The sequence below is a fragment of the Leucobacter insecticola genome (genome assembly GCF_011382965.1).
Taxonomy (GTDB): Bacteria; Actinomycetota; Actinomycetes; order Actinomycetales; family Microbacteriaceae; genus Leucobacter; species Leucobacter insecticola.
On the sequence record NZ_CP049934.1, the window covers coordinates 608,150 to 630,760 of the forward strand.

The following is a 22,611-nucleotide window of genomic DNA, read 5'->3' on the forward strand; positions in this document are numbered from 1 at the left end:
ATGAATATCTTGCCCGCCACCCACCCGCTCGCTGCCGGCCGCACGGCCAGTTCAGCACTCGTTCGTGCACTCCAGGGGGTGCGCCCGGATCGCCTGCCGGTGTGGTTTATGCGCCAGGCCGGGCGGTCACTGCCGGAGTACCGCCAGCTGCGCGCTGGCACCCCGATGCTCGACGCCTGCCTCGATCCGGAGATGGCCGCGGAGATCACACTGCAACCGGTGCGCCGCCATGGCGTCGACGCCGCGATCTTCTTCAGCGACATCGTGATCCCGCTGAAACTCGCCGGCGTGGAGGTCGATATCGTCGCGGGCCGGGGCCCCGTCTTTCCGCGCCCCGTGCGCACGGCCGCCGACGTCGAGCGCCTGTGCGCGGAGCATCCCGCCGAGAGTCTACGTCAGGCGATTGCGCCGATTCGCGAGGCTGTGCAGCGGGTCACGGCTGAACTCGGCGCAACCCCGCTGATCGGGTTCGCGGGGGCGCCGTTTACGCTCGCGGCCTACCTGGTGGAGGGCGGGCCCTCCCGCGACCACCTGCGCGCACGCGCGCTCATGCACACCGATCCCGAGGCCTGGAAACGGCTGCTCGCCTGGGCGGCGGAGCTCAGCGGAGTGTTCCTTGAGGCGCAGGTCAGCGCGGGCGCGAGCGCCGCGCAGCTCTTCGATTCGTGGGCGGGATCCCTCAGCGCCCGCGACTACACGGCGCACGTTTCGCCGTCGTCGATGCACACCCTCGAACGCGTACGGCAGCTGCGCTGGGTTGATCCCGCGTCTGCCGACGGCGAGGAACAACCCGTGCCGACGATCCACTTTGCGGTGGGTGCCGATCATCTGCTCGAAGACTTCGCTCGACTTGGCACGAACGCGCTCGGCATCGACTGGCGGATCCCACTCGATGAGGCGAGCGCGCGGCTTGGCGGGGGCGTGCCGCTGCAGGGTAACCTCAACCCCGCCTTCCTGTCGGCGCCCGAGCAGGCGCTTGAGGCGCACCTGCGTGAGGTGATTCAGGCCGGCCGCAGCGCGCCGGCGCACGTGCTGAATCTTGGGCACGGCGTGCCGCCGGAGACCGATCCCGAGGTCCTGAGCTGGCTGGTGCAGCGGGCTCACGCGCTCGGAAACATCTGATGAACAGGATTCATCTGATGAATCGGCGGCGTGCGGCGTGACCGAGCAGTTTGAGCCACGCGTCGCCGTTATCGGCGGCGGCCTCGCGGGTCTCGTCGCCGCCTGGGAACTGGCGCGCGCCGGCGTCGGGGTTAGCCTCTTCGAACGGAGTGAACGGCTCGGCGGACGGATCGCCAGCGCTGAAATCCACGGCGTCCGCTTCGATGTCGGCCCCGAGTCGTACGCCACGCGTGGAGGAGAGGTTGAGCGCCTCCTCGTCGATCTCGGAATGCGCGAGTGCATCACTCCCACCGCGGGCGGCCGCAGCTGGATCGTCGGCGACGGCCGCGCAGCCCCGCTCCCCGCTGCCGCCGCCATTGGCATCCCCGCGCAGCCCCTCAGCCGCGAGGTCAGGCGCATCATTGGCCTCGGGGGTGCCCTGCGCTGCGCCATCGAACCCTGGCTGCCACGGTCCGTGGGCGCGACAGCCCCCTCGCTCGGCGCACTCGTGCGGGCGCGGCTCGGCCAGCGCACGCTCGACCGACTCGTGGATCCCGTCGTGCGCGGTGTCTACTCCGCCCGCGCCGATGCCCTGCCGCTGTCGGCGGTCCCCGGACTCGCTCGCGCCTATCGGGATCGCGGCACCCTCCGCGCTGCAGCGCGCACGCAGCGCGGCAGCGCCCGCGCCTCAGGGGCCGCCGTCGCCGGACTGCGCGGCGGGATCCACACCCTCGTCACCCGGCTGGTCGACGAACTTGAGCTCCTTGGGGTCGAGCTGCGGCTGAACGCTGAGGTGACGGCGATGCGGGAGCTCGTGTCGGGTGCCGGAGCGGCTTGGGAGGTCAGTGCCGGGGATGATGTGGAGCGGTTTGATGCGGTGGTTGTTACCGTGCCCGGTGTTGTTCCTCCCCGCCGGTTGAGCGAGACCGGAGGTCGAGTCGAAACCCAGGCCCCAGCACAGCGTATCGAGGTCCTTGCGCTGCTCGTCGAGTCCGCGGCGCTGAACGCCGGCCCGCGCGGCACCGGTGTGCTGGTCGCCGATGATGCGCGGTACGCGACGCCTCCGATCGCGGCGAAAGCGCTCACTCACGCCAACATGAAGTGGCGATGGTTGGCCGAGCAGTTGCCCCCAGACCACCACCTGCTGCGCCTGTCATACGGGCAGCGCGGCAGTGAGGCGGTCACCCTTCCGCTCGCGGACGAAGCCGCGGGACGGCTCGCGCTCGCTGATGCCAGTGCGATCCTCGGCGTGCCCGTTGAGGCGCTGAGTCTGCGCGGCATCGTGCGCCAGCAGCACACCCTTCCCACTTCCCGGCAGCCCGAGTCCACCAAGTCCACCGAGTCCACCGAGTCCGTCGAGCCCACTGCGCTCACTCCGCCCGGCGTTGTCTGCGCGGGCGAGTGGGTCGCCGGAACCGGCTTCGCTGCGGTGGTGCCCTCTGCCCGCGCCGCCGCGGCTACCGTCCTGCAGGCCCTCAACGCCTCAATCTTCCAGCCCGACCCCACACGAAGGAGCGCACCATGAGCACCGGCCACACGCGTGAAGCCGCCACAGAAAGCACCGAGTCCCCGCAGGGGTACGCCCTGTGGGCGATCTACCGCCGCGATCCGCAGCAGCGCCTCAGCGAAGACCCGAGCTTCGATGCCGCGGCAGAGACAGCCGAATTGCAGCGTGCGCAGGCCGAGGCCCTGGCCAACGGGGTGACGCTGCGCGGTTGGTACGACGTTTCGGGCCTCCGCGCCGACGCCGACTTGATGGTGTGGCTGCACGGCCCCACCGCTGAAGGATTGCAGGCCGAGTTGCGGCGGCTGCGTCGCACGGCGGCCCTCGCGCGGCTGATTCCGAGCTGGCAGGCGCTCGGTGTGCACCGTGACGCCGAGTTCAACCGCGCGCACGTCCCCGGGTTTCTGCGCGGCGAACACGCACGCGAGTGGCTGTGCCTCTACCCCTTCGTGCGCAGCACCGAGTGGTACCTGCTGCCGACCGCCGAACGCAGCGCGATGCTGGCCGAGCACGGCCGCGTCGGCGCGGCACACCGCGGGGTGGTGGCAAACACGGTCTCGGCGTTTGCGCTGGGCGACTACGAGTGGTTGCTGCCGATGGAGGCCGATGAACTGACCGAACTGGTTGACATGATGCGGGATCTGCGCGCGACCGACGCCCGCCGCCACATGCGCGAAGAAGTCCCCTTCTACACCGGCCGTCGCATCGCGGCCACCGAAATCCTGGAGGTCATCCGATGAGCAACACCGCAGCCCCCACAGCCGCGGCCACCACGATCGTGCCGCACGCGAGCGACGCCGCACGATCCGGCCCCGCACACGTCGAATCCCCGACCGCGTACGACGCGATCCTGCTCGCCGGGTTTGGCGGGCCCGAGGGGCAGGACGATGTCATCCCGTTCCTGCGCAACGTCACCCGCGGGCGCGGGATCCCCGACGAACGCCTCGAGGAGGTCGCGCACCACTACCGACACTTTGGCGGGGTCAGCCCGATCAACGACCAGAACCGGGAGCTGAAGGCCGCGCTTGAGGCGGAGCTCGCCGCGCGCGGCATCGACCTGCCCGTCTACTGGGGCAACCGGAACTGGGACCCGTACATCACCGACGCGCTGAGTGAGGCGCACGCGCGCGGCCACAACAAGCTGATCGCGATCGCGACGAGCGCCTATTCGTCGTTCTCGTCGTGCCGACAGTACCGCGAGAACTTTGCGCAGTCCCTTGAAGACACGGGGCTCGCGGATACCATGACCATCGACAAGATCCGCCCGTTCTTTGATCATCCAGGATTCGTGGAGCCGTTCATTGAGGGCGTCCGCACCGGGATCCAGCAGCTGCGCGAACAGCTCCCGGATCTTGATGTAGCGAAGGAGGTCCGGATCCTCTTCGCCACCCACTCCATCCCTACCGCAGACGCCGAACGATCCGGACCCCGCGAGGGCGCGGCTGAGTATCGCGACTTCGGTGCCGGCGGTGCCTACGCGGCGCAGCACCTCGCCGTCAGTGAGGTGGTCGCGCACGCCGCGGGTGCGGGTGCCGCGTGGCAGCTCGTGTACCAGTCACGCAGCGGCCCCGCGTCGCAGCCGTGGCTCGAACCGGACATCAACGACGCCATTGCGCTCCTGCCCGCCGAGGGCGTGCGGGCCGTCGTGATCGTGCCGATCGGATTCGTCAGCGACCACATGGAGGTGCTGTGGGATCTGGACACCGAGGCGCTGGAGACCTGCGAAGAGTACGAACTCGCTGCGGTGCGGGTACCGACCCCCGGCACACACCGCGCCTACGTCAGCGGGCTCATCGATCTGGTGCTTGAGCGGCGCGATGGGACCCCCGCGAGCGAGCGCCCCGCGTTGACCGAGCTCGGACCCTGGTTTGATGTCTGCCGCCCCGCCTGCTGCGAAAACGTACGCGCCGGATTCAAACCCGCCGCGGCTGGGATTGCGCCGTGACCGGAAGAGTATTTGCTCCGGGGAGCCACCCCGCGGCCAGGGTTGGAGTGTACGGCGACACCTATCTGCCCCCGCAGCCGGGCCTCATCCGCATCGGTACGCGCCGCAGCAGGCTCGCGGTTGCACAGTCGACGCAGGTGGCGGAACATGTTGCACGTGAAACTGGTCGCGATGTCGCGCTTGTTACGGTGACCACCAAAGGGGATATTTCGCGCGCGCCACTTGCGGAGCTTGGCGGCACGGGTGTGTTTGTGAGCGCCCTGCGCGAGGCACTTGCTGATGGTCGCTGCGATCTCGCCGTTCATTCGTACAAGGATCTACCAACGGGCCCGTGCGAAGGCATCGTGGTCGGGGCGGTGCCGGAGCGGGTGGACCCGCGCGACGCCTTGTGCGCACGCGATGGCCTGAGTTTACAGAAGCTTCCCGCTGGGTCGCGGGTGGGCACCGGATCGCCCAGACGCACGGCGCAATTGCTCGCGGCGCGTCCTGATCTAGAGGTGGTGGATCTGCGCGGCAACGTCGATACCCGGCTCGCTTTTGTAGGAGACACGCTCGACGCGGTAGTGCTCGCCGCCGCGGGGCTTGAGCGAGCAGGGAGCACCGCGCACATTACCGAGCGGTTCGCCCTCAGCGCGATGCCGACGGCGCCCGGCCAGGGGGCGCTCGCTGTCGAGGCACGCGGCGCCGATGCGGCCGCGGGGTCGGCGATCACGGCCGCGCTTCGGGCACTGGAACACCCAGCCTCACGCCTAACCGCCACGGCGGAGCGCTCTGTGCTCGCGACGCTCGAAGCGGGTTGCGCGGCACCGATTGGGGCGACCGCGAGCGTTGACGGTGACACGCTCCGTCTGCACGCGGCCGTGTATCGCACCGACGGCGCGGAGAAGTTGGAGGTGGAGCTGAGCGCTCCGCTGAGCGTCGCGGCCTATGCGATAGGAACCGAAGTTGCTGATGAGCTGGGCCGACGCGTGGCCGAAGCTTTGCTCAGCCTGGGTGCTGCCGAGCTTACAGATCTCAGGGCCGCTCGTGTCGCCTAAGGAGCGCGCTGACGGCGGCCGCAGATTGAGCGCAGCGAATGTTGAACAGAAAACGCATCGCGTTTTCTCACATTCGCTGTTGGGGCCACTGCCCCAAGGCCGAGTCGAAATCAAGGGACTTGATACCTCGTCGCCCTCCCTCAACGGCGCCCGCCTGCTGATCCTGCGCGGCGGCCCGTGGGGCGAGCAGGTCGCGGCGCGAGTGCGCGAGCGCGGCGGAGTGCCAGTGATCCGGCCCCTGATCGAGATTGTGCCCGAGCGCACTCCCGAGCTTCCCGCAGCGGTCGCACGCTGGAACCGCGGGGACTACGACTGGGTCATCCTGACGAGCGCGAACGCGGTGGCCGCGGTGGTGGCCGCCGGTGTGGTGGCGGAGTCGGTGCCGCGATCCCGGGTTGCCGCTGTGGGCCCCGGCACCGCCTCTGCGGCCGAGGCCGCCGGGATCGCCGTCGACCTTGTGCCGGAGTCGAACTTCTCAACGGACGGGCTGCTGACAGCCCTCGAAGCGGCTTTTGGCGCAGAAGCTGAGGAGGGGATCCGGAGCTTCCTGCTACCGCTGTCGAATCTGAGCGACGAACGGCTGCAGACGCGGCTGCGTGCGGCGGGGCATCTGGTCGAACGAGTCACGGCGTATCGCACCGTCGAGATTACCCAGGATGAAGAATCTGCCGTCGAGTTTGCTGAGGCACTCGTTGGCTGTGAAGCGGTGCTGGTGACCAGCGGATCCGCGGCCCGCGCACTCGCATCCCGCCTCTCCGCCTTGCCGGAGTCAGCGATTGCCGAGGCACTTCCCACCATCGCAGCGATCGGAGCGCCCACGGCGGCCGCGCTTGCGGGCGCCGGGATCCAGCCACAGATCGTTGCTCCCACCCAGACCATCGACGGGCTGCTCGACGCGGTTGCAGACCAGCTCAGCGATCCACAGTCTTACGATCCCTCACAGAAATGACCCAGATGCACGCTAGCTCAAGGCCTTCTCCCGCACTCACCCACCGCCCTCGCCGTCTGCGCCGTTCGCCGGCGATGCGCCGCCTTGTGGCCGAGACCCGACTGCACCCGGCGAGCCTCGTCCTGCCCGTGTTTGTGCGCGAGGGGATCGAATCGCCCCGGCCCATTACCTCGATGCCCGGGGTGATGCAGCACACGCTTGATTCGCTGCGCGAGGTCGCCACGGCCGCAGCCGAAGCGGGACTCGGCGGCATCATGCTGTTCGGGGTGCCCGCGGAGCGCGACGCCGAGGGCAGCGCGGGTGACGATCCCGACGGCATCCTGAACCGGGCTCTTCGCGCGGTCGTCGCTGAGGTCGGCGGCGAACTGGTGGTGCAGAGCGACCTCTGCTTGGACGAGTTCACCTCGCACGGGCACTGCGGGGTGCTCGATGCGGCGGGCTTCGTCGATAACGATGCGACGCTGGAACGGTACACAGCGATGGCCGTTGCGCAGGCCGAGGCGGGCGCCGAGATCCTGGGGCTGTCCGGCATGATGGACGGCCAGGTCGCGGCGGTGCGCGGTGCGCTCGAAGCGGCGGGGCACGCGGACACCGGGATCCTCGCCTACGCGGCGAAGTATGCGTCCGCGTTCTACGGTCCGTTCCGCGAGGCGGTTGATTCGCAGTTGCAGGGTGACCGGCGCAGCTACCAGCAGGATCCGGCGAACCGCCGCGAGGGTCTGCGTGAGGCGCAGCTCGACCTCGACGAGGGTGCCGACATCGTGATGGTGAAGCCGGCCATGAGCTACCTCGACGTGCTGTCCGATGTCGCCCGCCTCAGCACCGTGCCCGTGTGGGCGTACCAGGTATCGGGGGAGGCAGCGATGATCGAGGCCGCCGCGCAGAACGGATGGATCGACCGGGAGGCGGCGATCCGCGAGTCCCTGCTGAGCATCGCCCGGGCCGGGGCCGACACCATTTTGACCTACTACGCACTGGAGGCAGCAGCATGGAACTGATGAGCAGCGATGTGACGGCTCACGCAACGAACGAAGAACTCGCGGCGCGCGCGGCGCGGGTGATCCCCGGCGGCGTGAACTCGCCCGTGCGCGCGTTCGGCTCCGTCGGCGGCACGCCGCGCTACTTCGTCTCGGGGCGCGGCGCGTTCGTCACCGACACTGAGGGCCGCGAGTATGTCGACCTCGTGGGGGCGTGGGGACCCGCGCTGCTCGGGCACGCGCTGCCGGTCGCCGTCGAGGCGGTGCAGCAGGCGGTGGCGCGCGGCTTCGGGTTTGGGGCGTCCGCCCCGGCGGAGGTTGAGCTGTGCGAACTGATCGTCGCAAAACTGCCCGACGTCGAGAAGGTCCGGCTCGTGTCGACCGGCACCGAGGCGACGATGACGGCGATCCGGCTCGCCCGTGGCGCGACCGGTAGGCCGCTGATCATCAAGTTTGCCGGGCACTATCACGGGCACTCCGACGGGCTTCTGGCGGCTGCAGGATCGGGGCTCGCGACGCTCGCACTGCCGGGGTCCGCCGGCGTCACGGCCGAAACCGCGGCGCAGACGATCGTGCTCCCCTACAACGATGTGCCCGCGCTGGAACGGGCGTTTACCGAGCACGGCGCGCAGATCGCGGGCGCGATTACCGAGGCAGCCGCGGCGAACATGGGGATCGTCACGCCGCTCCCCGGCTTTACCGCGCGGTTGCTTGAGATTGCCCACGCGCACGGCGCGCTGGTGATTACCGACGAGGTGCTGACCGGGTTCCGTGCCGGACCCACCGGGTATTGGGGGCTCGAACGGGATCAGGTGCCCGCTCAGCTTCGGCCTGATCTCTTCACCTTCGGCAAGGTGGTGGGTGGCGGGCTGCCGCTCGCTGCGGTCGGTGGTCGGGCGGAGATCATGGATCTGCTCGCGCCGCTCGGGCCCGTCTACCAGGGCGGCACGCTCTCCGGGAATCCCATCGCCGCGACCGCGGGACTTGCGACACTGCGTGCGGCCGACGATGCGGCTTACTCTCGCCTGGCCGCTGCGGCCGATGCGCTCGCCGCAGAGGTGGCCTCGGCGCTTGGGGCTGCGGGCGTCGCGCACCGGGTGCAGCGCGCCGGCACCCTCTTCAGCGTGCTGTTCGGTGACTTCCCGACGCCGCCGCTCGGTTACGCCGAGGTGCAGCGCCAAAACACGGCGCAGTACGGTGCGTTCTTCCACGCCATGCTCGACGCGGGAGTCTCGCTCCCACCGAGCGCCTACGAGGCGTGGTTCGTGTCGGCCGCCCACGACGCGGCGGCGCTGGAGCGTGTGGTCAGTGCGCTGCCCGCCGCTGCCCGCGTCGCTGCCGTGTAGGGGATCCGATCCGCTGCTGCGCATGCGGTGTATCGCGGAAGAGATGCTTCGTCACGAGGTTGATCTGATTCCTCGAAACGGCCCGAAAGCTTGCTTCGTCGAGACCGTCCTCAGCGAAGCTGCTGTTCACCGTCGAACCTGCTGTCAGGAACCGCCGTTTCGGCGGTGGAAGTCAGTCTCGGCAGCAGTGAGCCACCTCGGCAGCAGTGAGCCACCTCGGCAACAACGAACCGCACGCTGAAGGCCGAGAACCCCTGCAGACAGTCATCCTTCGCCCGCAAGACACCGATCACGCGTCGAGCGCCTCGTTGTGTCGGGCAGGAAGGTGCCCGCGTGGATGTTGGTGACCGAGCGGCGGGGCGATCGTGCACGGTTGTCTGAGTTCCAAGGTCTCACTACCGCGTGGTTGCGCCATTTTTGGGAGATGGCGTCGCTGTGTTGGATTTTGCTCATGAGGGTCGCATGAGCCTCTGCTGGGCCGGGTGCGATTGACCTGGAGCGAGAAGGCAGCCCGCGGGGCGTGAGCACTGCGATTCCCCAAGATTCTGCTCTCTCAAGATCGGCGCAGAAGGGAAAGAATTTGCTTGCGTTATACCCCCCAGGGGTATATATTGATGTCGTGCATACCCGCAGGGGGTATTTGCGGAACTGAAGGGAACAGACCATGGCTACTACTGAGTTTCAGGTCACCGGAATGACTTGCGGACACTGCGAGATGTCAGTTCGCGAAGAAGTCAGTGAGATCGCGGGCGTCGAGGATATTCAGGTCAGTGCGAAGACTGGCAAGCTCGTTGTTACGAGCTCCGACCCTATTGATGATGCGCTGGTGCTAAGCGCCGTGAGCGAAGCGGGCTACCAGGCGGTGCGTCAGGCATGAACGCGGGGGCGCGCCTCGCACTATACGGGCTTGGCCTGGTGGTGGCGTTTGGCAGCGCATTTGGAATTGCTGCCGCCGTCGCACCAGACAACGCCGCAGCCGATTGGACAACAGGCAACGAAATGAATGAGCACGCCGCAGACGATACGTCCGCAACAACAGAAGCCTTGAAGGGCCTTTCGCTCGGTGCCGAGGGGTACCTGTTGTCGCCGGTTCAGGCACCGACGATAGTAGGTGACCCCGGCACACTTAGCTTCCAGATCCTTGATCCCAACGGCGAGGCCGTGTCGAAATATGCGACCGCGCACGAGAAAGACCTGCACCTGATTGTGGTTCGCTCCGACGGTAGCCAGTATCGGCATGTGCACCCCGAACTCGACCACACCACTGGCACATGGTCGACTCCCTGGGAGTGGACCGAGGCCGGCGGGTACCGTGTGTTCGCAGATTTCACGCCCGAGGGACCGAATGCGCCCTCGCTCACCCTGGCGCGCACGGTTCAGGTCGCCGGGCACTATGCCCCCTGGACGCCGCAGCTCACTCGGGTCGCTGAGGTTGACGGATTCACGGTGACCGTCGAGGGTGAATTGGTGGAAGGGGCATCAAGCAATCTCGTCGTCAGCGTTGCTCGTGACGGGAAGCCGGTCACTACCCTAGAGCCCTATCTCGGCGCATTTGGTCACCTCGTCGCGCTACGCGAAGGAGATTTGGCCTACTTGCACGTCCATCCCGCGGGAGAAACCCCGGCCGTCGGCACGACATCTGGGCCAGAGATCGGCTTCGCTGCATCTGCCCCAACCGTGGGCAGCTACCTGCTGTATTTCGACTTTCAGGTTGAAGGAAACGTACACACCGCTGAGTTCGTGCTCGACGCTGTTCATGGCGACGGGTCCCAGCACGACGCGGGCAAGCGAAGCGATTCGCACACCGAAAGCCACTGACCGTCGGGTCTGTGCCTTCACACGCAACAAAGGGAAGAACAATGAGTATTTCAGCACCCCCAAGTGGGGCCACCGGCATCGAGTTACAGATCGGCGGAATGACCTGCGCCTCGTGCGCGATGCGGATCGAGAAGAAGCTCAACAAGCTCGAAGGTGTCGTCGCTACCGTCAACTATGCAACCGAGAAGGCGAAAGTGAGCGTGCCGGAGGGATACGATCCTGCACTGCTCATCGCCGAGGTCGAGAAGACTGGGTACACCGCCGAACTTCCCGCCCCGAAGACGCGAAAGAGGGACGTCGCGGCCGCAGAAAACGGCGAAGACTCCGCTGCGCCTGAGCTGGCGTCGCTGAGGCGGCGCCTCATTGGGTCGATCATTTTGACGGTGCCGGTCGTAGCGATGGCGATGATCCCCGCACTTCAGTTTGTGTACTGGCAGTGGGCATCCCTCGCGCTGGCGGCTCCGGTGATTGTCTGGGCGGCGTGGCCATTCCACAAAGCAGCGTGGATGAACCTCAAACACGGCACCGCCACGATGGACACGCTCATTTCGATGGGGACTTCGGCAGCGTTTCTGTGGTCGTTGTACGCGCTGTTCTTCGGCAGCGCCGGTACGCCGGGAATGACTCACGGCTTTGAATTCTCGTTGGCTCCATCTGACGGCGCCGCGAACATCTACCTTGAAGTAGGTGCCGGGGTGACAATGTTCATTCTCGCCGGTCGATACTTCGAGAAACGCTCGAAGAAGCAGGCGGGTGCAGCACTCCGCGCGCTGCTGGAGCTCGGCGCAAAAGAGGTTGCCGTGTTGCGCGGCGGCGTCGAAACCCTCGTGCCAGTCGAGGATCTGAGCGTTGGCGACGAGTTCATCGTGCGGCCGGGGGAGAAGATCGCCACCGACGGTACGGTGCTCTCGGGAACTTCCGCGATCGATGCGTCGATGCTCACTGGTGAAGCGGTACCCGTTGAGGTAGCGGAGGGCGACCTTGTTACCGGAGCCACAACGAACGTTGGTGGGCGGCTCGTCGTGCGCGCCACCAGGGTCGGCGCAGACACGCAGCTCTCGCAAATGGCGAAGCTTGTTGAGGATGCGCAAACCGGGAAGGCCGAGGTGCAGCGGCTCGCCGACAGGATCTCCGGCATTTTCGTGCCGATTGTGATCGTGATCGCGATTGCCGCACTCGGTGGCTGGCTCGGCGCCGGATTCCCCGTCTCTGCGGCGTTCACGGCCGCTGTTGCGGTGCTCGTGATCGCCTGCCCCTGCGCCTTGGGACTCGCTACGCCCACAGCATTGCTTGTTGGCACGGGTCGTGGGGCTCAGATGGGCATCCTCATCAAGGGTCCTGAGGTGTTGGAATCCACACGCAAGATCGACACTGTTGTGCTCGACAAGACCGGAACGGTCACCACTGGGAAGATGACGCTGGTCGAGGTGCTTGCTGAGGGTGACACCGACCGCGCTAAACTCTTGCGGCTCGCGGGTGCATTGGAGGATGCTTCCGAGCATCCCATAGCGCAGGCGATTGCCAAGGGGGCAACACAGCAGGTTGGTAGCCTCCCAACACCGGAAGACTTTGCCAATATCGAGGGCAAGGGCGTACAGGGAATCGTTGACGGCCATGCGGTGCTCGTGGGCCGAGAATCGTTACTCGCGGAGTGGTCTCAAAGCTTGAGCGACGAACTGCGGGAGAAGAAGTCCGCTGCTGAGGCGGAGGGCAAGACCGTCGTTGCCGTCGGCTGGGATGGGCAGGCGCGAGGCATCTTGATTGTGGCAGATACTGTCAAGCCACAGAGCGCCGAGGCGATCGCACAGCTCCAGGCGATCGGTTTGACTCCGATACTTCTGACCGGGGACAACACCGCAGGGGCACGCCGGATCGCCGCCGAAGTGGGTATCGATGAGGTCTTCGCCGAGGTTCTTCCGCAAGAAAAGGTCGACCTTGTGACGAAGCTGCAGCGTGAAGGCAGGACTGTTGCGATGATCGGCGACGGTGTCAACGACGCCCCGGCTCTCGCGCAGGCGGATCTTGGGCTCGCAATGGGTACCGGAGCGGATGTGGCGATTGAGGCGTCTGATATCACGCTCGTGCGGGGCGACCTGCGTAGCGCAGTCGATGCGATTCGTCTTTCACGAAAGACTCTCGGAACGATCAAGACGAACCTCTTCTGGGCGTTTGCGTACAACGTCGCGGCGATCCCGGTCGCGGCCCTCGGCATGCTCAACCCAATGCTCGCGGGGGCGGCGATGGCACTCTCGAGCGTGTTTGTTGTTGGCAACAGTTTGCGTCTGCGTGGGTTCAAGAGCATCGCGAAGCCGTAGACGATTGCGCTCAGGGTCGGTGCTCTCTCGAACGCCTACCCGATGTTGTCGCCTGTTGTGAGGCTAGTTCGGGCAGTGTCGAATATTCGTTGACACCCGTTCCCGCCCTTGCTAGCCTCAAGGCAACCTTCTTCCTTGGGAGATGAGGGGATCGGAACCCCCCACCACTGCGCGGCAGGGGAGCAACACGGTTCGCGGTGTCGCGAGAGAGTTTCACGGGGCTAACGAAACCACTCCGGTTGTGTGGGGGCCATGGCTACGTCAGGTGATCCTGCCGTCGGCCGAGCCAAAGCTCGGAGCAAACATGAAACGCACCAGCGTCCTCCTCTCCTGGATCACGTCCACCGACCACAAAGTCATCGGGTACATGTACCTGATTGAGTCATTTGTCTGGTTCTTGATAGGGGGTGTCCTCGCGCTCCTGATCCGGGCCCAACTCTTCGCTCCCGGCCTCGACATTGTCGGGACCAAAGAGCAATACAACCAGCTGTTCACGATGCACGGCACAATCATGCTGCTGATGTTCGCGACGCCGCTGTTCTCGGGATTCGCGAACGTCATGATGCCGCTGCAGATCGGTGCGCCAGACGTCGCGTTTCCGCGGCTCAACGCTTTTGCCTTTTGGCTGTACAGCTTCGGCTCCGTGATCGCACTTGCAGGGTTTGTGACGCCACAGGGCGCGGCATCGTTTGGCTGGTTCGCCTATGCCCCGCTTTCGGAAACGATGTACTCACCGGGTGTCGGCGGAAATCTGTGGGTCTTGGGGCTTGGTGTCAGCGGCTTCGGTACGATCCTGGGCTCCGTCAATTTCATCACCACGATCATTACGATGCGTGCGCCCGGGATGACGATGTGGCGCATGCCGATCTTCACCTGGAACACACTCGTTACAGGGATCCTGGTGCTCCTGGTGTTCCCGTGCTGGCGGCGGCGCTGTTTGGCTTGGCGGCGGATCGGATCTTCGGCGCCATGATCTTCAACGGCGAGGGTGGCGCGATCCTGTGGCAGCACCTGTTCTGGTTCTTTGGCCACCCCGAGGTTTACATCATTGCGTTGCCATTCTTCGGCATCGTCTCGGAGATCCTCCCCGTCTTCAGCCGGAAACCCATTTTTGGCTATCGCACCCTGGTCTACGCCACTATCGCGATTGCTGCCCTGTCGATGACCGTGTGGGCGCACCACATGTACGTGACTGGATCGGTGCTGTTGCCATTCTTCGCGTTGATGAGCATGTTGATTGCCGTGCCGACCGGCGTCAAGATTTTCAACTGGATCGGCACCATGTGGCGAGGGTCCGTGACCTTTGAAACCCCGATGCTGTGGTCGCTCGGATTTCTGGTGACCTTTGTGTTTGGCGGGCTGACCGGCGTCATCTTGGCGTCTCCAGCGCTCGATTTTCACGTTTCCGACACGTACTTTGTGGTCGCCCACTTCCACTACGTCGTGTTTGGCACGGTCGTGTTTGCGATGTTCGCCGGTTTCTATTTCTGGTGGCCGAAGTGGACCGGGCGGCTGTTGAATGAACGCCTGGGCAAGATCCACTTCTGGACGCTCTTCGTTGGGTTCCACACCACCTTCCTGGTCCAGCACTGGCTGGGGGTGATGGCGATGCCGCGGCGCTATGCGACCTATTTGCCGGCGGACGGCGTGACGTGGGGCAATCAGGTATCGACGGTGGGCGCGATGATCCTGGGCGTCTCCATGATTCCGTTCCTGCTCAACATCTACGTCACCGCGCGGAAGGCCCCGCTGGTCGAAGTGAACGATCCGTGGGGTAATGGCCGGTCGTTGGAGTGGGCCACCTCGTGTCCTCCGTCGCGGCACAACTTCGTGTCGATCCCGCGCATCCGCTCGGAGTCACCGGCGTTTGATGCCAACCACCCGGAGTTGCAGCCACCGCAGCCCGCGCTCCCGCCGGATCACACCGAACCGGCGAGTGTGTGATGCGGGGCTCGAACCTTGATCTGAAGCCCGCCCCATAGTTCGCATCGACGGTGGTGCGATAACTACCTCAGTGGAGTCCAGCCGACCGGGCGCGGGCCGGTGATCGCCGCGCGGGCACGATCGACGGTCTCCGACCATCCCTGGCCTTCAGGCCCGGCGGCACCACGAACCACCCGAAACCCGACATCTTCGAGCCGTGCAGTGGGTGAGTCGCCCCTGCGCACTCCAGCTCGGCAACTCCACTCGGGGTCGGCCCAGCCGCCCCCCTTCAGCAATCGATAGTCGCCGTAGCGTGCCGGATCGAGGCGATCCCAACACCACTCCCAAGCATTGCCGAGCATGTCATACACACCGAAGGTATTTGGCTGTTTGAGCCCCACCGGCTGCGGCCCTTCAACAGCATCTGCGGCGGTCCAGGCGATGTCTGGGAGTTCGCCATAGCGTGCACCGCTGCTGCCCGCACGGCACGCGCGTACCCACTCGGCTTCAGTCGGCAAACGGCAGCCATCCGCGGCGAGATCCCACAACACTTCGTCGCCCTGAACTGCGTACGCCGGCGGTATGCCCTCGGCCTCTGCCGCAGAAATGCACCACCTCACGGCGTCGATCCAGCGCACTCCAGTTGCGGGGAGGGGCGCCTCAGCTGAGGAAGCTGCAGGGGCATAAGTGCCCACGGTCACGGGAACCACCCCGATCTGAAACGAGCGAAGCTGTACCGTGCGTGATTCGCCGCGCCGTGCGTCGTTGAGATGCACGGCGCCCGCGGGGATCTCGACGAACTGCTGCATGCCTAGAGTTTAGGGCGACTCCTTGCGTGTTTCTCATCGGCAGCGTGCTGCTTCGCGGGCATATTGCGTGAGGCACACCGCCATCGCGATTCAACTTAGAACACTTGCTACAGTCGAAGCATGCCAAACGATGTGGTGGATATTCAGGCCAAATTTGATCTCTTTTCCGGGCACTGGCTCCCCAAGCGAATCGCCCAGCTCAACGACTACGACGTCAAACTCGTCAAGCTGCAGGGCGAATTTGTGTGGCACAGTCACGACGACACTGACGAGCTGTTCTTTGTTATCTCTGGGCAGCTCACCATTCAATTGCGGGATCGCGACGTACATCTCGGGCCCGGGCAGCTCTACGTCGTGCCAAAGGGAGTCGAACACTGCCCACGCGCCGATGAAGAGGTGCAGGCCCTGCTGATGGAACCAGCTGGGGTTGTCAACACCGGCGACGCGGGCGGTGAACTCACAGCCGTCGTCGAAGATATTTAGTGGTGTGTTGGGATTTGGTCTGGCGTTCGGGCGTTGAATGACGGTCCCTGGTTTCTCGCTCGATTGACATGCTGTGATCTCGAGCGCTCCTGCAGCGAGCCGCGCTCGATGCGGGCGATCCGGATTCCTCCCCGCGCAACAAACCAAGATTCTGCTCTCAGCAGAGAGTCGCGCCCCGATGCCTGCGCCCCAGTACGATCAGACCATGAGTGATCGCTTGCAGAAAGCCGTTGAAACGCCGCAGCTCGCGAGCGCGCCGGGGCCGGCGAAGCCGCGATCCGTCGTCTTCTTGCCGCTGTGGCGGCACCTATTGGGTGATGAGCTGAGGCGACTCAGGCATGAGCGGGGAGAGACCCTGGAGGAGACCGCGCGCCATGCTGGCGTGTCGCCCCAGTACCTTTCCGAGATGGAGCGGGGCGTCAAGGACCCGTCCAGCGAGATGATTGCGGCGGTCGCCGGCGCGCTCCGGGTGACGCTGGTGGATCTCACCCGCGCCGTATCTGAGCATGCGCACGGTGCGCCCGCGGCGCGTGCGGCCCAGAGCCTGGGATCGGCCGTGCAGAATGGCGTGTGCCTGACCGGACTGGCGCTGGCGGCCTGAGCGCCGAGCGATCCCCGATCTTCCCGCTGCGCCGTCAGCGCTGTGCGATGACGTGATCCACGAGCCCGTACTGCTTGGCATCCTCGGCGGTGAACACGCGGTCGTGGTCGGTGTCCTTCCTCAGCTCCGCTTCTGATCGGCCGGTGTGACGCGACAGCACCCCCTCAAGATCGGCACGGATCCGCACGGCCTCGTCTGCCTGCAGGATTAGGTCGGGAATGGTGCCTCGTTGCCCCTGCGTGCCGGGCTGGTGCAGCACGATGCGTGTGTGCGGGAGCGCCAGTCGTTTTCCCGCGGTGCCCGCCGCAAGAAGCGCCGCACCAACCCCCACGGCCTGGCCGACGCAGGTGGTCGCGATGTCTGAGCGGATGAACTGCATCGTGTCGTAGACCGCGAGCATGGCGCTCGGGTCACCGCCCTCGCAGTTGATGTAGAGGTGAATGTCGCTCGCAGACTGTGCAGACTCAAGGTAGAGCAGCTGTGCGATGGTGGTGTTGGCGACGCCGGCGTCGATTGCGGTGCCGAGGTAGATGATCCTCTCCGTCAGAAGATGCGAGTAGACGTCCATGATCCGGTCGCCACGGGGGCTCTGCGAGACGACGTTCGGGATCGTGTAACTGCCGCTCATCGCCGTGCTCCTGCCGTCGGGTTTGCCGCCGGACTGCGTGGCAGAATCTCGTCGAAGCTCTGCACGATGCTGTCGATGAAGCCGTACTCCACGGCTTGCTGCGCCGAATACCAGTGGTCGTGCAGAGAGTCTTCGTAGATCTTCTTGATCGGCTGGCCCGTGTCCTCGGATGTCAGCCGCAGGAGTGTGTCGCGGGTGTGCCGGAGATCCCCGGCCTGCCGTTCGACGTCGACCGTTGATCCGCCGATGCCAGCGGACCCCTGGTGCATCAGCACCCGCGCGTGGGGTAGCGCACGCCGTTTTCCCGGCGTGCCGGAGGTGAGCAGAAACTGCCCCGCGCTGTAGGCGATACCAAACACGAGCGTCGAGACATCGTTGGGGATGAGTCGGATCAGATCGCGGATCGCGAGCATCGCCGGCACGGAGCCGCCGGGCGAGTGGATCCACAGTGCGATGTCTGCTGCGGGATCGGCCGCCGCGAGCGCCACGAGCTGTGTGGCAAGCAGGGTGCCGTTGTCGTCATCCAGGGCACCATCGAGCATGAGCACGCGCTGCTCGTAGAGTTCGCGCCGATGCGGTTCGGTGAAGACGGGGGGTTTGGCTTGATCGCTCATGTGCTCAGTCTGCCCCGACCCGCAAGATGGTGCGCCGGATCCTGCTCACAGCCGTGCTGCTGTGAGCAGAGGCTGAGCCGATGCACGCCTTCATTCACCACTGTGACCGTATTGGATGTTTCACAGCCTGCAGAATGAGTGCATACGAACTTGAAACTGACACTGTGGGAGATTGTTGACTGGAATCATGGATCAGGAAGAACAGCTGCTCAAGATCGGCACGTTTTCGACACTGTCTCGCATCAGTATTCGGATGCTGCGCCACTATCACGAGCATGGCGTGCTCTCGCCCGCCGTGATTGACCCGTTCAACGGACATCGTTTCTATCGGGCCGATCAGCTGATGCAGGCGCACCTTGTGGTGCAGCTTCGAGAAGCTGGCTTTGCGGTTGAGAAGATCGCTCAGCTTGCCCAGAGTTCTGATCCTGTCCAGGTGGCTGCCGCGATTACGCAGCAGCGCGAGATGCTCTCCGCTGAGCGTGAGAGGCTTCACGAGCGTCTGGCTGCCCTGGACCTTGTCAGTATCACTCTGAAAGGAAGGCCAGAAATGACCGATGTAACCCTCACAACACTGCCCGCAATGCATCTTGCAAGTCTTCGAGAAACCCTGCCAAGCTACGGCGACGAGGGCACACTGTGGGAAGAGATGTGGCCGTTGCTGCAGCAGTCCGGGGTCGCTTTTCCGGCCGGTGGAATCTCCGGTGCGACGTTCCACGATCCCGAGTTTCGGGAATCCGATGTGGACGTTGAGGTGTGGATTCAGGTTGACGGACCGTTCACGCCTATTGCGCCGCTGGAATATCGCGCCGTCGCGCCGCAAAAGGTTGTCAGCGCGACACTCTTGGGCGACTACTCACAGATGCCCGCGGTGACCGGGGCCATCGGTGCCTACATTGCGGAGCACGCGCTCTCGACCGGGCCGATGTTCAACATCTACCGGGTCAGCCCGGCCCAGAACCCTGACCCGAGCAGCTGGGTCACCGAGGTATGTTTCCCGGTCTTGGCGGATTAGTGCTTCGGCGAGAACCGCGGCTCCCTCCCTGCCCTTTTCGTGCGTTGCCAAAGAGGGCGCGAAGGACTGAAGGGTAAGGGAGGCAGGGAAGTCTCGCCCAACCTCTACTTGAGTGAGCGGAGAGCTCGGGAGGTGATGCGTGCAGTCTCGGGCGTAGTGCTTTCAGTGCTCCAGCGGGAACAGAGTTCCTTAGCCCACTCGGGTGAGGTTTTGGATGCGTCGTTGATCCAGTTGGCTACTGAATCTTGGACATAGCGGGATGGGTCCGAGCGGAGCGGTTCAAGGAGCGGCTCGCCAAGGGCCGGGTTTGTCTTGAGCGCGGCGATGTGGCTGGCCCAGACGCCGCGGGGTCGAAGTGATTCGCTCGCGAAACGACGGAGATTCGCCGATGGTTCACTGGTCCAGGGCGTCAGCAGCGCAATTGACTCTTCAAGATCCGTGACGAGTTTTGGCCGCGCCGCCATCCACACCCACTCCCGGACTGTGAAGCAGTTGTCGTCAGCTAGAGGCCTGCAGGCTGCGAGCAACGCGGCATTGCCATCGGTGGCGCTGGATGCTGTTGCAAAGCACCACCATCCGCGCACGGTGTCGGAGGGGTGGATCGCGAGCGCCGCGAGGTCACCACTGCTGAGATGGTGCTTGAGAGCTGAGCCGATCGCGGCCATGCGTTTCAGAATCCCGAGGCTTTGTGCCTCGGCCACTGCGGACACAAGCTGGGCGGGCGCGTTCGGTATCACCGCGGCCAATAAAACGAGATGATCGATTGCGAGCGCCTCGGTGAGGGTTCGCGCCTCCGCGTGGCCGGAGTTCAGGTCAGCAAGCTGCGCTGCACCCACCTCACTGATCCTGTTCGCACCGCTGGTCATGCCGCCCTCATTTCGGGGAAGATCCACTCCAGCGTGTGCGCAGATTGTTCTTAACCCTGATCATAAGAACCATCTGCGCACACGCGACGAACGTGGCTGAACCCCTACCGCTTCAGGTAGTCGAGCAGGCGCACCGCGTCGCCGATGTAGGTGGCGGGGGTGAGGGCGAGGAGGCGATCCCGAGCCTCCTCGCCAATCTCAAGCCCTTGCACAAACTCGATGAGATCCTGCTGGCCAATGCGGCGTCCGCGGGTGAGTTCCTTCAGCGCGGCGTAGGGATCGCTGATGGTGGAGCGGCCTGCGGCAACCTCCGCGCGAATCACGGTCTGGATCGCCTCGCCCAGTACCTCCCAGTTCGCGTCGAGATCCGCGGCAAGCACCTCGGGGGCGGCATCGATCTGGCCGAGGCCCTTCAAGATGTTGTCGAGCGCGAGCACCGAGTGCCCAAAACCGACGCCGATGTTGCGCTGTGCCGAGGAGTCGGTGAGGTCGCGCTGCCAGCGGCTCGTGACGAGGGTCGCGGCGAGCGAGTCGAGGATCGCGTTCGACAGCTCAAGGTTCGCCTCCGCGTTCTCGAAGCGAATCGGGTTGACCTTGTGCGGCATCGTCGAGGATCCGGTGGCCCCGGCGACGGGAATCTGGCGGAAGTACCCGATCGAGATGTAGCTCCAGATATCGGTTGCGAGGTTGTGCAGGATCCGGTTCGCGTGCGCGATTCTCGTGTAGAGCTCCGCCTGCCAGTCGTGCGACTCGATCTGCGTGGTCAGCGGGTTCCAGTCGAGCCCGAGCCCCTCGACGAACTCCTGCGACACTCGCATCCAATCGGTTGCAGGATCTGCCGCGAGGTGCGCCGCGAAGGTGCCGGTCGCGCCCGAGAACTTGCCGAGGTATTTGATGTCGTCGATCTGGTTGAGCTGGCGCTCGAGGCGGTGTACAAACACGGCCAGCTCTTTGCCGAGGGTCGTGGGGGTCGCGGGCTGTCCGTGCGTGCGGCTCATCATCGGCAGCTCGCGGTACTGCTCAGCCTGACGCGCGATCTCTGCGATGACCTTCTCGAAGCGGGGGCGCCAGACATCGGCGACGGCCTGCTTCACGGTCAGCGCATAGGAGAGGTTGTTGATGTCTTCGCTCGTGCAGCAGACGTGCGTCAGCTCGGCGATCGCGTCGAGCCCCTGCGCGGCAAGCTGATCCCGAACCAGGTATTCAACGGCCTTGACGTCGTGCTGCGTGGTCGCCTCGATCTCGGCGAGCTTGTCGATCTCTGTCTGGCCAAATCCTGCAGCCCATGCCCGCAGCGTCTCGATCTGGCCCGCTTCGAGCGGCGCACCGCCGAGCAGCGAGTGCGAGGTCAGGTAAATCAGCCACTCGACCTCAACGTGCACGCGCGCCTTGTTGAGCCCCGCCTCGGAGAGGGTGTTGCCGAGCTCAGCGACCGCCTGGCGGTAGCGTCCGTCGAGCGGGCTGATGGGCTGCTGGGGCATGGGGGTCATCGAGTCTCCGTGCGTACGTTGGGGGCTCGGGATCCCGAGCCGGGTGCGGTGGCCGGGTCTATTCTCCCATGTCCTGCGTAGGTGTCGCGGTGAGACCTCTCAGACCCCGAGTTTGGCCCGCAGATCGTGAAGCAGTGCCGCGCAACTGCGCTCGACCTGCGCGAGTACACGGTCGAAGGCATCGTCGTCAGACCAGTACGGATCAAACACATCCGGATCTTCGGGCCGCTCGGGATCGAAGTTGGTGAGCAGGACCACCCGCTCGGGATCTGCGCCGCGCTCGCGCATCAGCGCCTCGTGGCCCCGATCGAGCGCGATCAGCAACTCGTGGCCCGCGATATCGGCGTCGCTGAGCTGGGCGGCCCGGTGCGGCTCGCCGTCGTAGCCGCGGCGTGCAAGGGCGGTGATGGTGCGCGGATCAGCCTGGTTGCCGACGTGCCAGTCGCCCATGCCGCGCGAGGTAATGACGAAATGCTCGCCGATGGCTGCCTCTTCGACCATGCGCCGAAACACCACTTCGCCCATGGGGGAGCGGCAGATATTGCCGGTGCAGACAAAACTGATGCGGAAGGGAGCCTCGGTGGTCATGCCTCCCAGTCTGCCCGAGATCCGCGGAATCCGGCTGGTTCTTCTGCTCTCACGCAATTAATGGTAAATTTATGGCATGAAAACTACCATTGATTCTGCCGGAAGAATGGTCATTCCAAAAGCCATTCGCACCCAGATGGGGCTCATTCCTGGCACACCCGTCGACATCGTGTACTCCGAAGGGCGGATCGTGATCGAGTACGCGCCGGTTGAGGTAGAGGTTCGCAAGGTTGGCAGACTCAAGGTTCTTCAGCCAACGACTGAAATGCCTGTGCTGACCGATGAGATTGTGAGAGAGACACTGGAGGCGGTGCGCAATGAAGTTCGCGTGTGACTCCAGCGTGCTCATTCCGGCGCTGACGCCCTGGCACTCCGCGCATCAGGATTCATTTGACGCGCTCCAGAGGGTGGATGTCGTGCCCGCGCACACGCTCATCGAAGCTTTCAGTGTCATGACGAGACTCGGGGAGGGCAGCCGAGTATCGCCTGACTCTGCGTTGGAGGTCTTGACCGACCAGACCTGGGAGGTAGTGCAACTTCCAGCCGACCAGGTTGAATCTCTGTTGGGCAAAGTCACGGCAGCGGGCCGCGCAGGGGGACGGTGT

The 22,611-nt window shown here is 65.1% G+C and carries 22 protein-coding genes and 1 pseudogene; 16 read left to right on the forward strand and 7 right to left on the reverse strand.

Annotated features, from left to right (window positions below; translation table 11 throughout):
* The 8 genes from hemE (at position 1) to G7067_RS02905 (ending at position 8,859) form a co-directional block, all read left to right on the forward strand.
* A complete protein-coding gene (gene hemE / locus G7067_RS02870; protein WP_166321838.1) occupies positions 1–1,122 on the forward strand; it encodes a uroporphyrinogen decarboxylase in 1,122 nt (373 codons plus the stop codon).
* 37 nt (positions 1,123–1,159) lie between these two features.
* Positions 1,160–2,626: a protoporphyrinogen/coproporphyrinogen oxidase gene (locus tag G7067_RS02875; protein ID WP_166321840.1), complete on the forward strand. Its 1,467-nt coding sequence runs from the start codon at positions 1,160–1,162 to the stop codon at positions 2,624–2,626.
* Entirely contained in the window at positions 2,623–3,345 is a 723-nt protein-coding gene (gene hemQ / locus G7067_RS02880; protein WP_166321842.1) for a hydrogen peroxide-dependent heme synthase, read from the forward strand. Before G7067_RS02875 ends, hemQ begins: the two co-directional genes overlap by 4 nt.
* Complete coding sequence (locus G7067_RS02885) at positions 3,342–4,550, forward strand: ferrochelatase (protein ID WP_166321844.1); 1,209 nt, start codon at positions 3,342–3,344, stop codon at positions 4,548–4,550. Before hemQ ends, G7067_RS02885 begins: the two co-directional genes overlap by 4 nt.
* Before the next feature lie 47 nt (positions 4,551–4,597).
* The gene (gene hemC, locus G7067_RS02890) at positions 4,598–5,587 is read left to right on the forward strand and encodes a hydroxymethylbilane synthase (RefSeq protein ID WP_166325663.1); all 990 of its coding nucleotides are present in this window, start codon (positions 4,598–4,600) and stop codon (positions 5,585–5,587) included.
* Positions 5,588–5,666: 79 nt separating this feature from the next.
* Complete coding sequence (locus tag G7067_RS02895) at positions 5,667–6,536, forward strand: uroporphyrinogen-III synthase (protein ID WP_166321846.1); 870 nt, start codon at positions 5,667–5,669, stop codon at positions 6,534–6,536.
* Entirely contained in the window at positions 6,533–7,534 is a 1,002-nt protein-coding gene (gene hemB, locus G7067_RS02900; RefSeq protein ID WP_166321848.1) for a porphobilinogen synthase, read from the forward strand. The genes G7067_RS02895 and hemB overlap by 4 nt, the downstream gene beginning before the upstream one ends.
* Entirely contained in the window at positions 7,525–8,859 is a 1,335-nt protein-coding gene (locus tag G7067_RS02905) for a glutamate-1-semialdehyde 2,1-aminomutase (RefSeq protein WP_244301218.1), read from the forward strand. The genes hemB and G7067_RS02905 overlap by 10 nt, the downstream gene beginning before the upstream one ends.
* A 110-nt stretch (positions 8,860–8,969) precedes the next feature.
* Here the strand turns inward: G7067_RS02905 and G7067_RS02910 are convergent, their stop codons facing one another.
* Positions 8,970–9,152, reverse strand: coding sequence for a hypothetical protein (locus G7067_RS02910; RefSeq protein WP_166321850.1), 183 nt, complete (start codon positions 9,150–9,152; stop codon positions 8,970–8,972).
* Positions 9,153–9,523: 371 nt separating this feature from the next.
* Here G7067_RS02910 and G7067_RS02915 point away from each other — a divergent pair, with 371 nt between their 5' ends.
* The 4 genes and pseudogenes from G7067_RS02915 to ctaD all read left to right on the forward strand — a co-directional run bounded on the left by G7067_RS02915 (position 9,524) and on the right by ctaD (position 14,936).
* On the forward strand, positions 9,524–9,736 hold the full coding sequence (locus G7067_RS02915) for a heavy-metal-associated domain-containing protein (RefSeq protein WP_166321852.1): 213 nt from the start codon (positions 9,524–9,526) through the stop codon (positions 9,734–9,736).
* On the forward strand, positions 9,733–10,677 hold the full coding sequence (locus tag G7067_RS02920) for a heavy-metal-associated domain-containing protein (protein ID WP_166321854.1): 945 nt from the start codon (positions 9,733–9,735) through the stop codon (positions 10,675–10,677). Before G7067_RS02915 ends, G7067_RS02920 begins: the two co-directional genes overlap by 4 nt.
* 41 nt (positions 10,678–10,718) lie before the next feature.
* Positions 10,719–12,992 (forward strand): heavy metal translocating P-type ATPase, encoded by a 2,274-nt coding sequence (locus G7067_RS02925; RefSeq protein WP_166321856.1) that lies wholly within the window; start codon positions 10,719–10,721, stop codon positions 12,990–12,992.
* A 304-nt stretch (positions 12,993–13,296) separates the two neighbouring features.
* Positions 13,297–14,936, forward strand: a pseudogene (ctaD, locus tag G7067_RS02930) (aa3-type cytochrome oxidase subunit I).
* A gap of 62 nt (positions 14,937–14,998) precedes the next feature.
* On the opposite strand, the gene G7067_RS02935 reads toward ctaD, so the two are convergent.
* Positions 14,999–15,724, reverse strand: a complete 726-nt coding sequence (locus G7067_RS02935; protein WP_166321858.1) for a formylglycine-generating enzyme family protein — start codon at positions 15,722–15,724, stop codon at positions 14,999–15,001.
* A 120-nt stretch (positions 15,725–15,844) separates the two neighbouring features.
* Between G7067_RS02935 and G7067_RS02940 the strand changes: the two genes are divergently transcribed.
* Entirely contained in the window at positions 15,845–16,207 is a 363-nt protein-coding gene (locus G7067_RS02940; protein WP_166321860.1) for a cupin domain-containing protein, read from the forward strand.
* Positions 16,208–16,412: 205 nt separating this feature from the next.
* Entirely contained in the window at positions 16,413–16,808 is a 396-nt protein-coding gene (locus G7067_RS02945) for a helix-turn-helix domain-containing protein (RefSeq protein WP_166321862.1), read from the forward strand.
* A 34-nt stretch (positions 16,809–16,842) separates the two neighbouring features.
* Here G7067_RS02945 and G7067_RS02950 read toward each other — a convergent pair whose 3' ends face one another.
* Together G7067_RS02950 and G7067_RS02955 are read right to left on the reverse strand one after the other, a co-directional pair.
* On the reverse strand, positions 16,843–17,436 hold the full coding sequence (locus G7067_RS02950; protein WP_166321864.1) for a ClpP family protease: 594 nt from the start codon (positions 17,434–17,436) through the stop codon (positions 16,843–16,845).
* Positions 17,433–18,050, reverse strand: coding sequence for a ClpP family protease (locus G7067_RS02955; protein WP_166321866.1), 618 nt, complete (start codon positions 18,048–18,050; stop codon positions 17,433–17,435). Before G7067_RS02955 ends, G7067_RS02950 begins: the two co-directional genes overlap by 4 nt.
* A gap of 187 nt (positions 18,051–18,237) precedes the next feature.
* Between G7067_RS02955 and G7067_RS02960 the strand changes: the two genes are divergently transcribed.
* Positions 18,238–19,062: a MerR family transcriptional regulator gene (locus G7067_RS02960; RefSeq protein ID WP_166321868.1), complete on the forward strand. Its 825-nt coding sequence runs from the start codon at positions 18,238–18,240 to the stop codon at positions 19,060–19,062.
* A gap of 104 nt (positions 19,063–19,166) precedes the next feature.
* On the opposite strand, the gene G7067_RS02965 is transcribed toward G7067_RS02960, so the two are convergent.
* The 3 genes from G7067_RS02965 to G7067_RS02975 form a co-directional block, all read right to left on the reverse strand.
* On the reverse strand, positions 19,167–19,928 hold the full coding sequence (locus tag G7067_RS02965) for a DNA alkylation repair protein (RefSeq protein ID WP_166321870.1): 762 nt from the start codon (positions 19,926–19,928) through the stop codon (positions 19,167–19,169).
* Positions 19,929–20,032: 104 nt separating this feature from the next.
* Positions 20,033–21,418, reverse strand: coding sequence for an adenylosuccinate lyase (gene purB, locus G7067_RS02970; RefSeq protein WP_166321872.1), 1,386 nt, complete (start codon positions 21,416–21,418; stop codon positions 20,033–20,035).
* A gap of 99 nt (positions 21,419–21,517) precedes the next feature.
* Positions 21,518–22,006 (reverse strand): low molecular weight protein-tyrosine-phosphatase, encoded by a 489-nt coding sequence (locus G7067_RS02975; protein ID WP_205881185.1) that lies wholly within the window; start codon positions 22,004–22,006, stop codon positions 21,518–21,520.
* Positions 22,007–22,082: 76 nt separating this feature from the next.
* Between G7067_RS02975 and G7067_RS02980 the strand changes: the two genes are divergently transcribed.
* Positions 22,083–22,340, forward strand: a complete 258-nt coding sequence (locus G7067_RS02980) for an AbrB/MazE/SpoVT family DNA-binding domain-containing protein (RefSeq protein WP_166321874.1) — start codon at positions 22,083–22,085, stop codon at positions 22,338–22,340.
* The last annotated feature ends 271 nt before the right edge of the window (positions 22,341–22,611 follow it).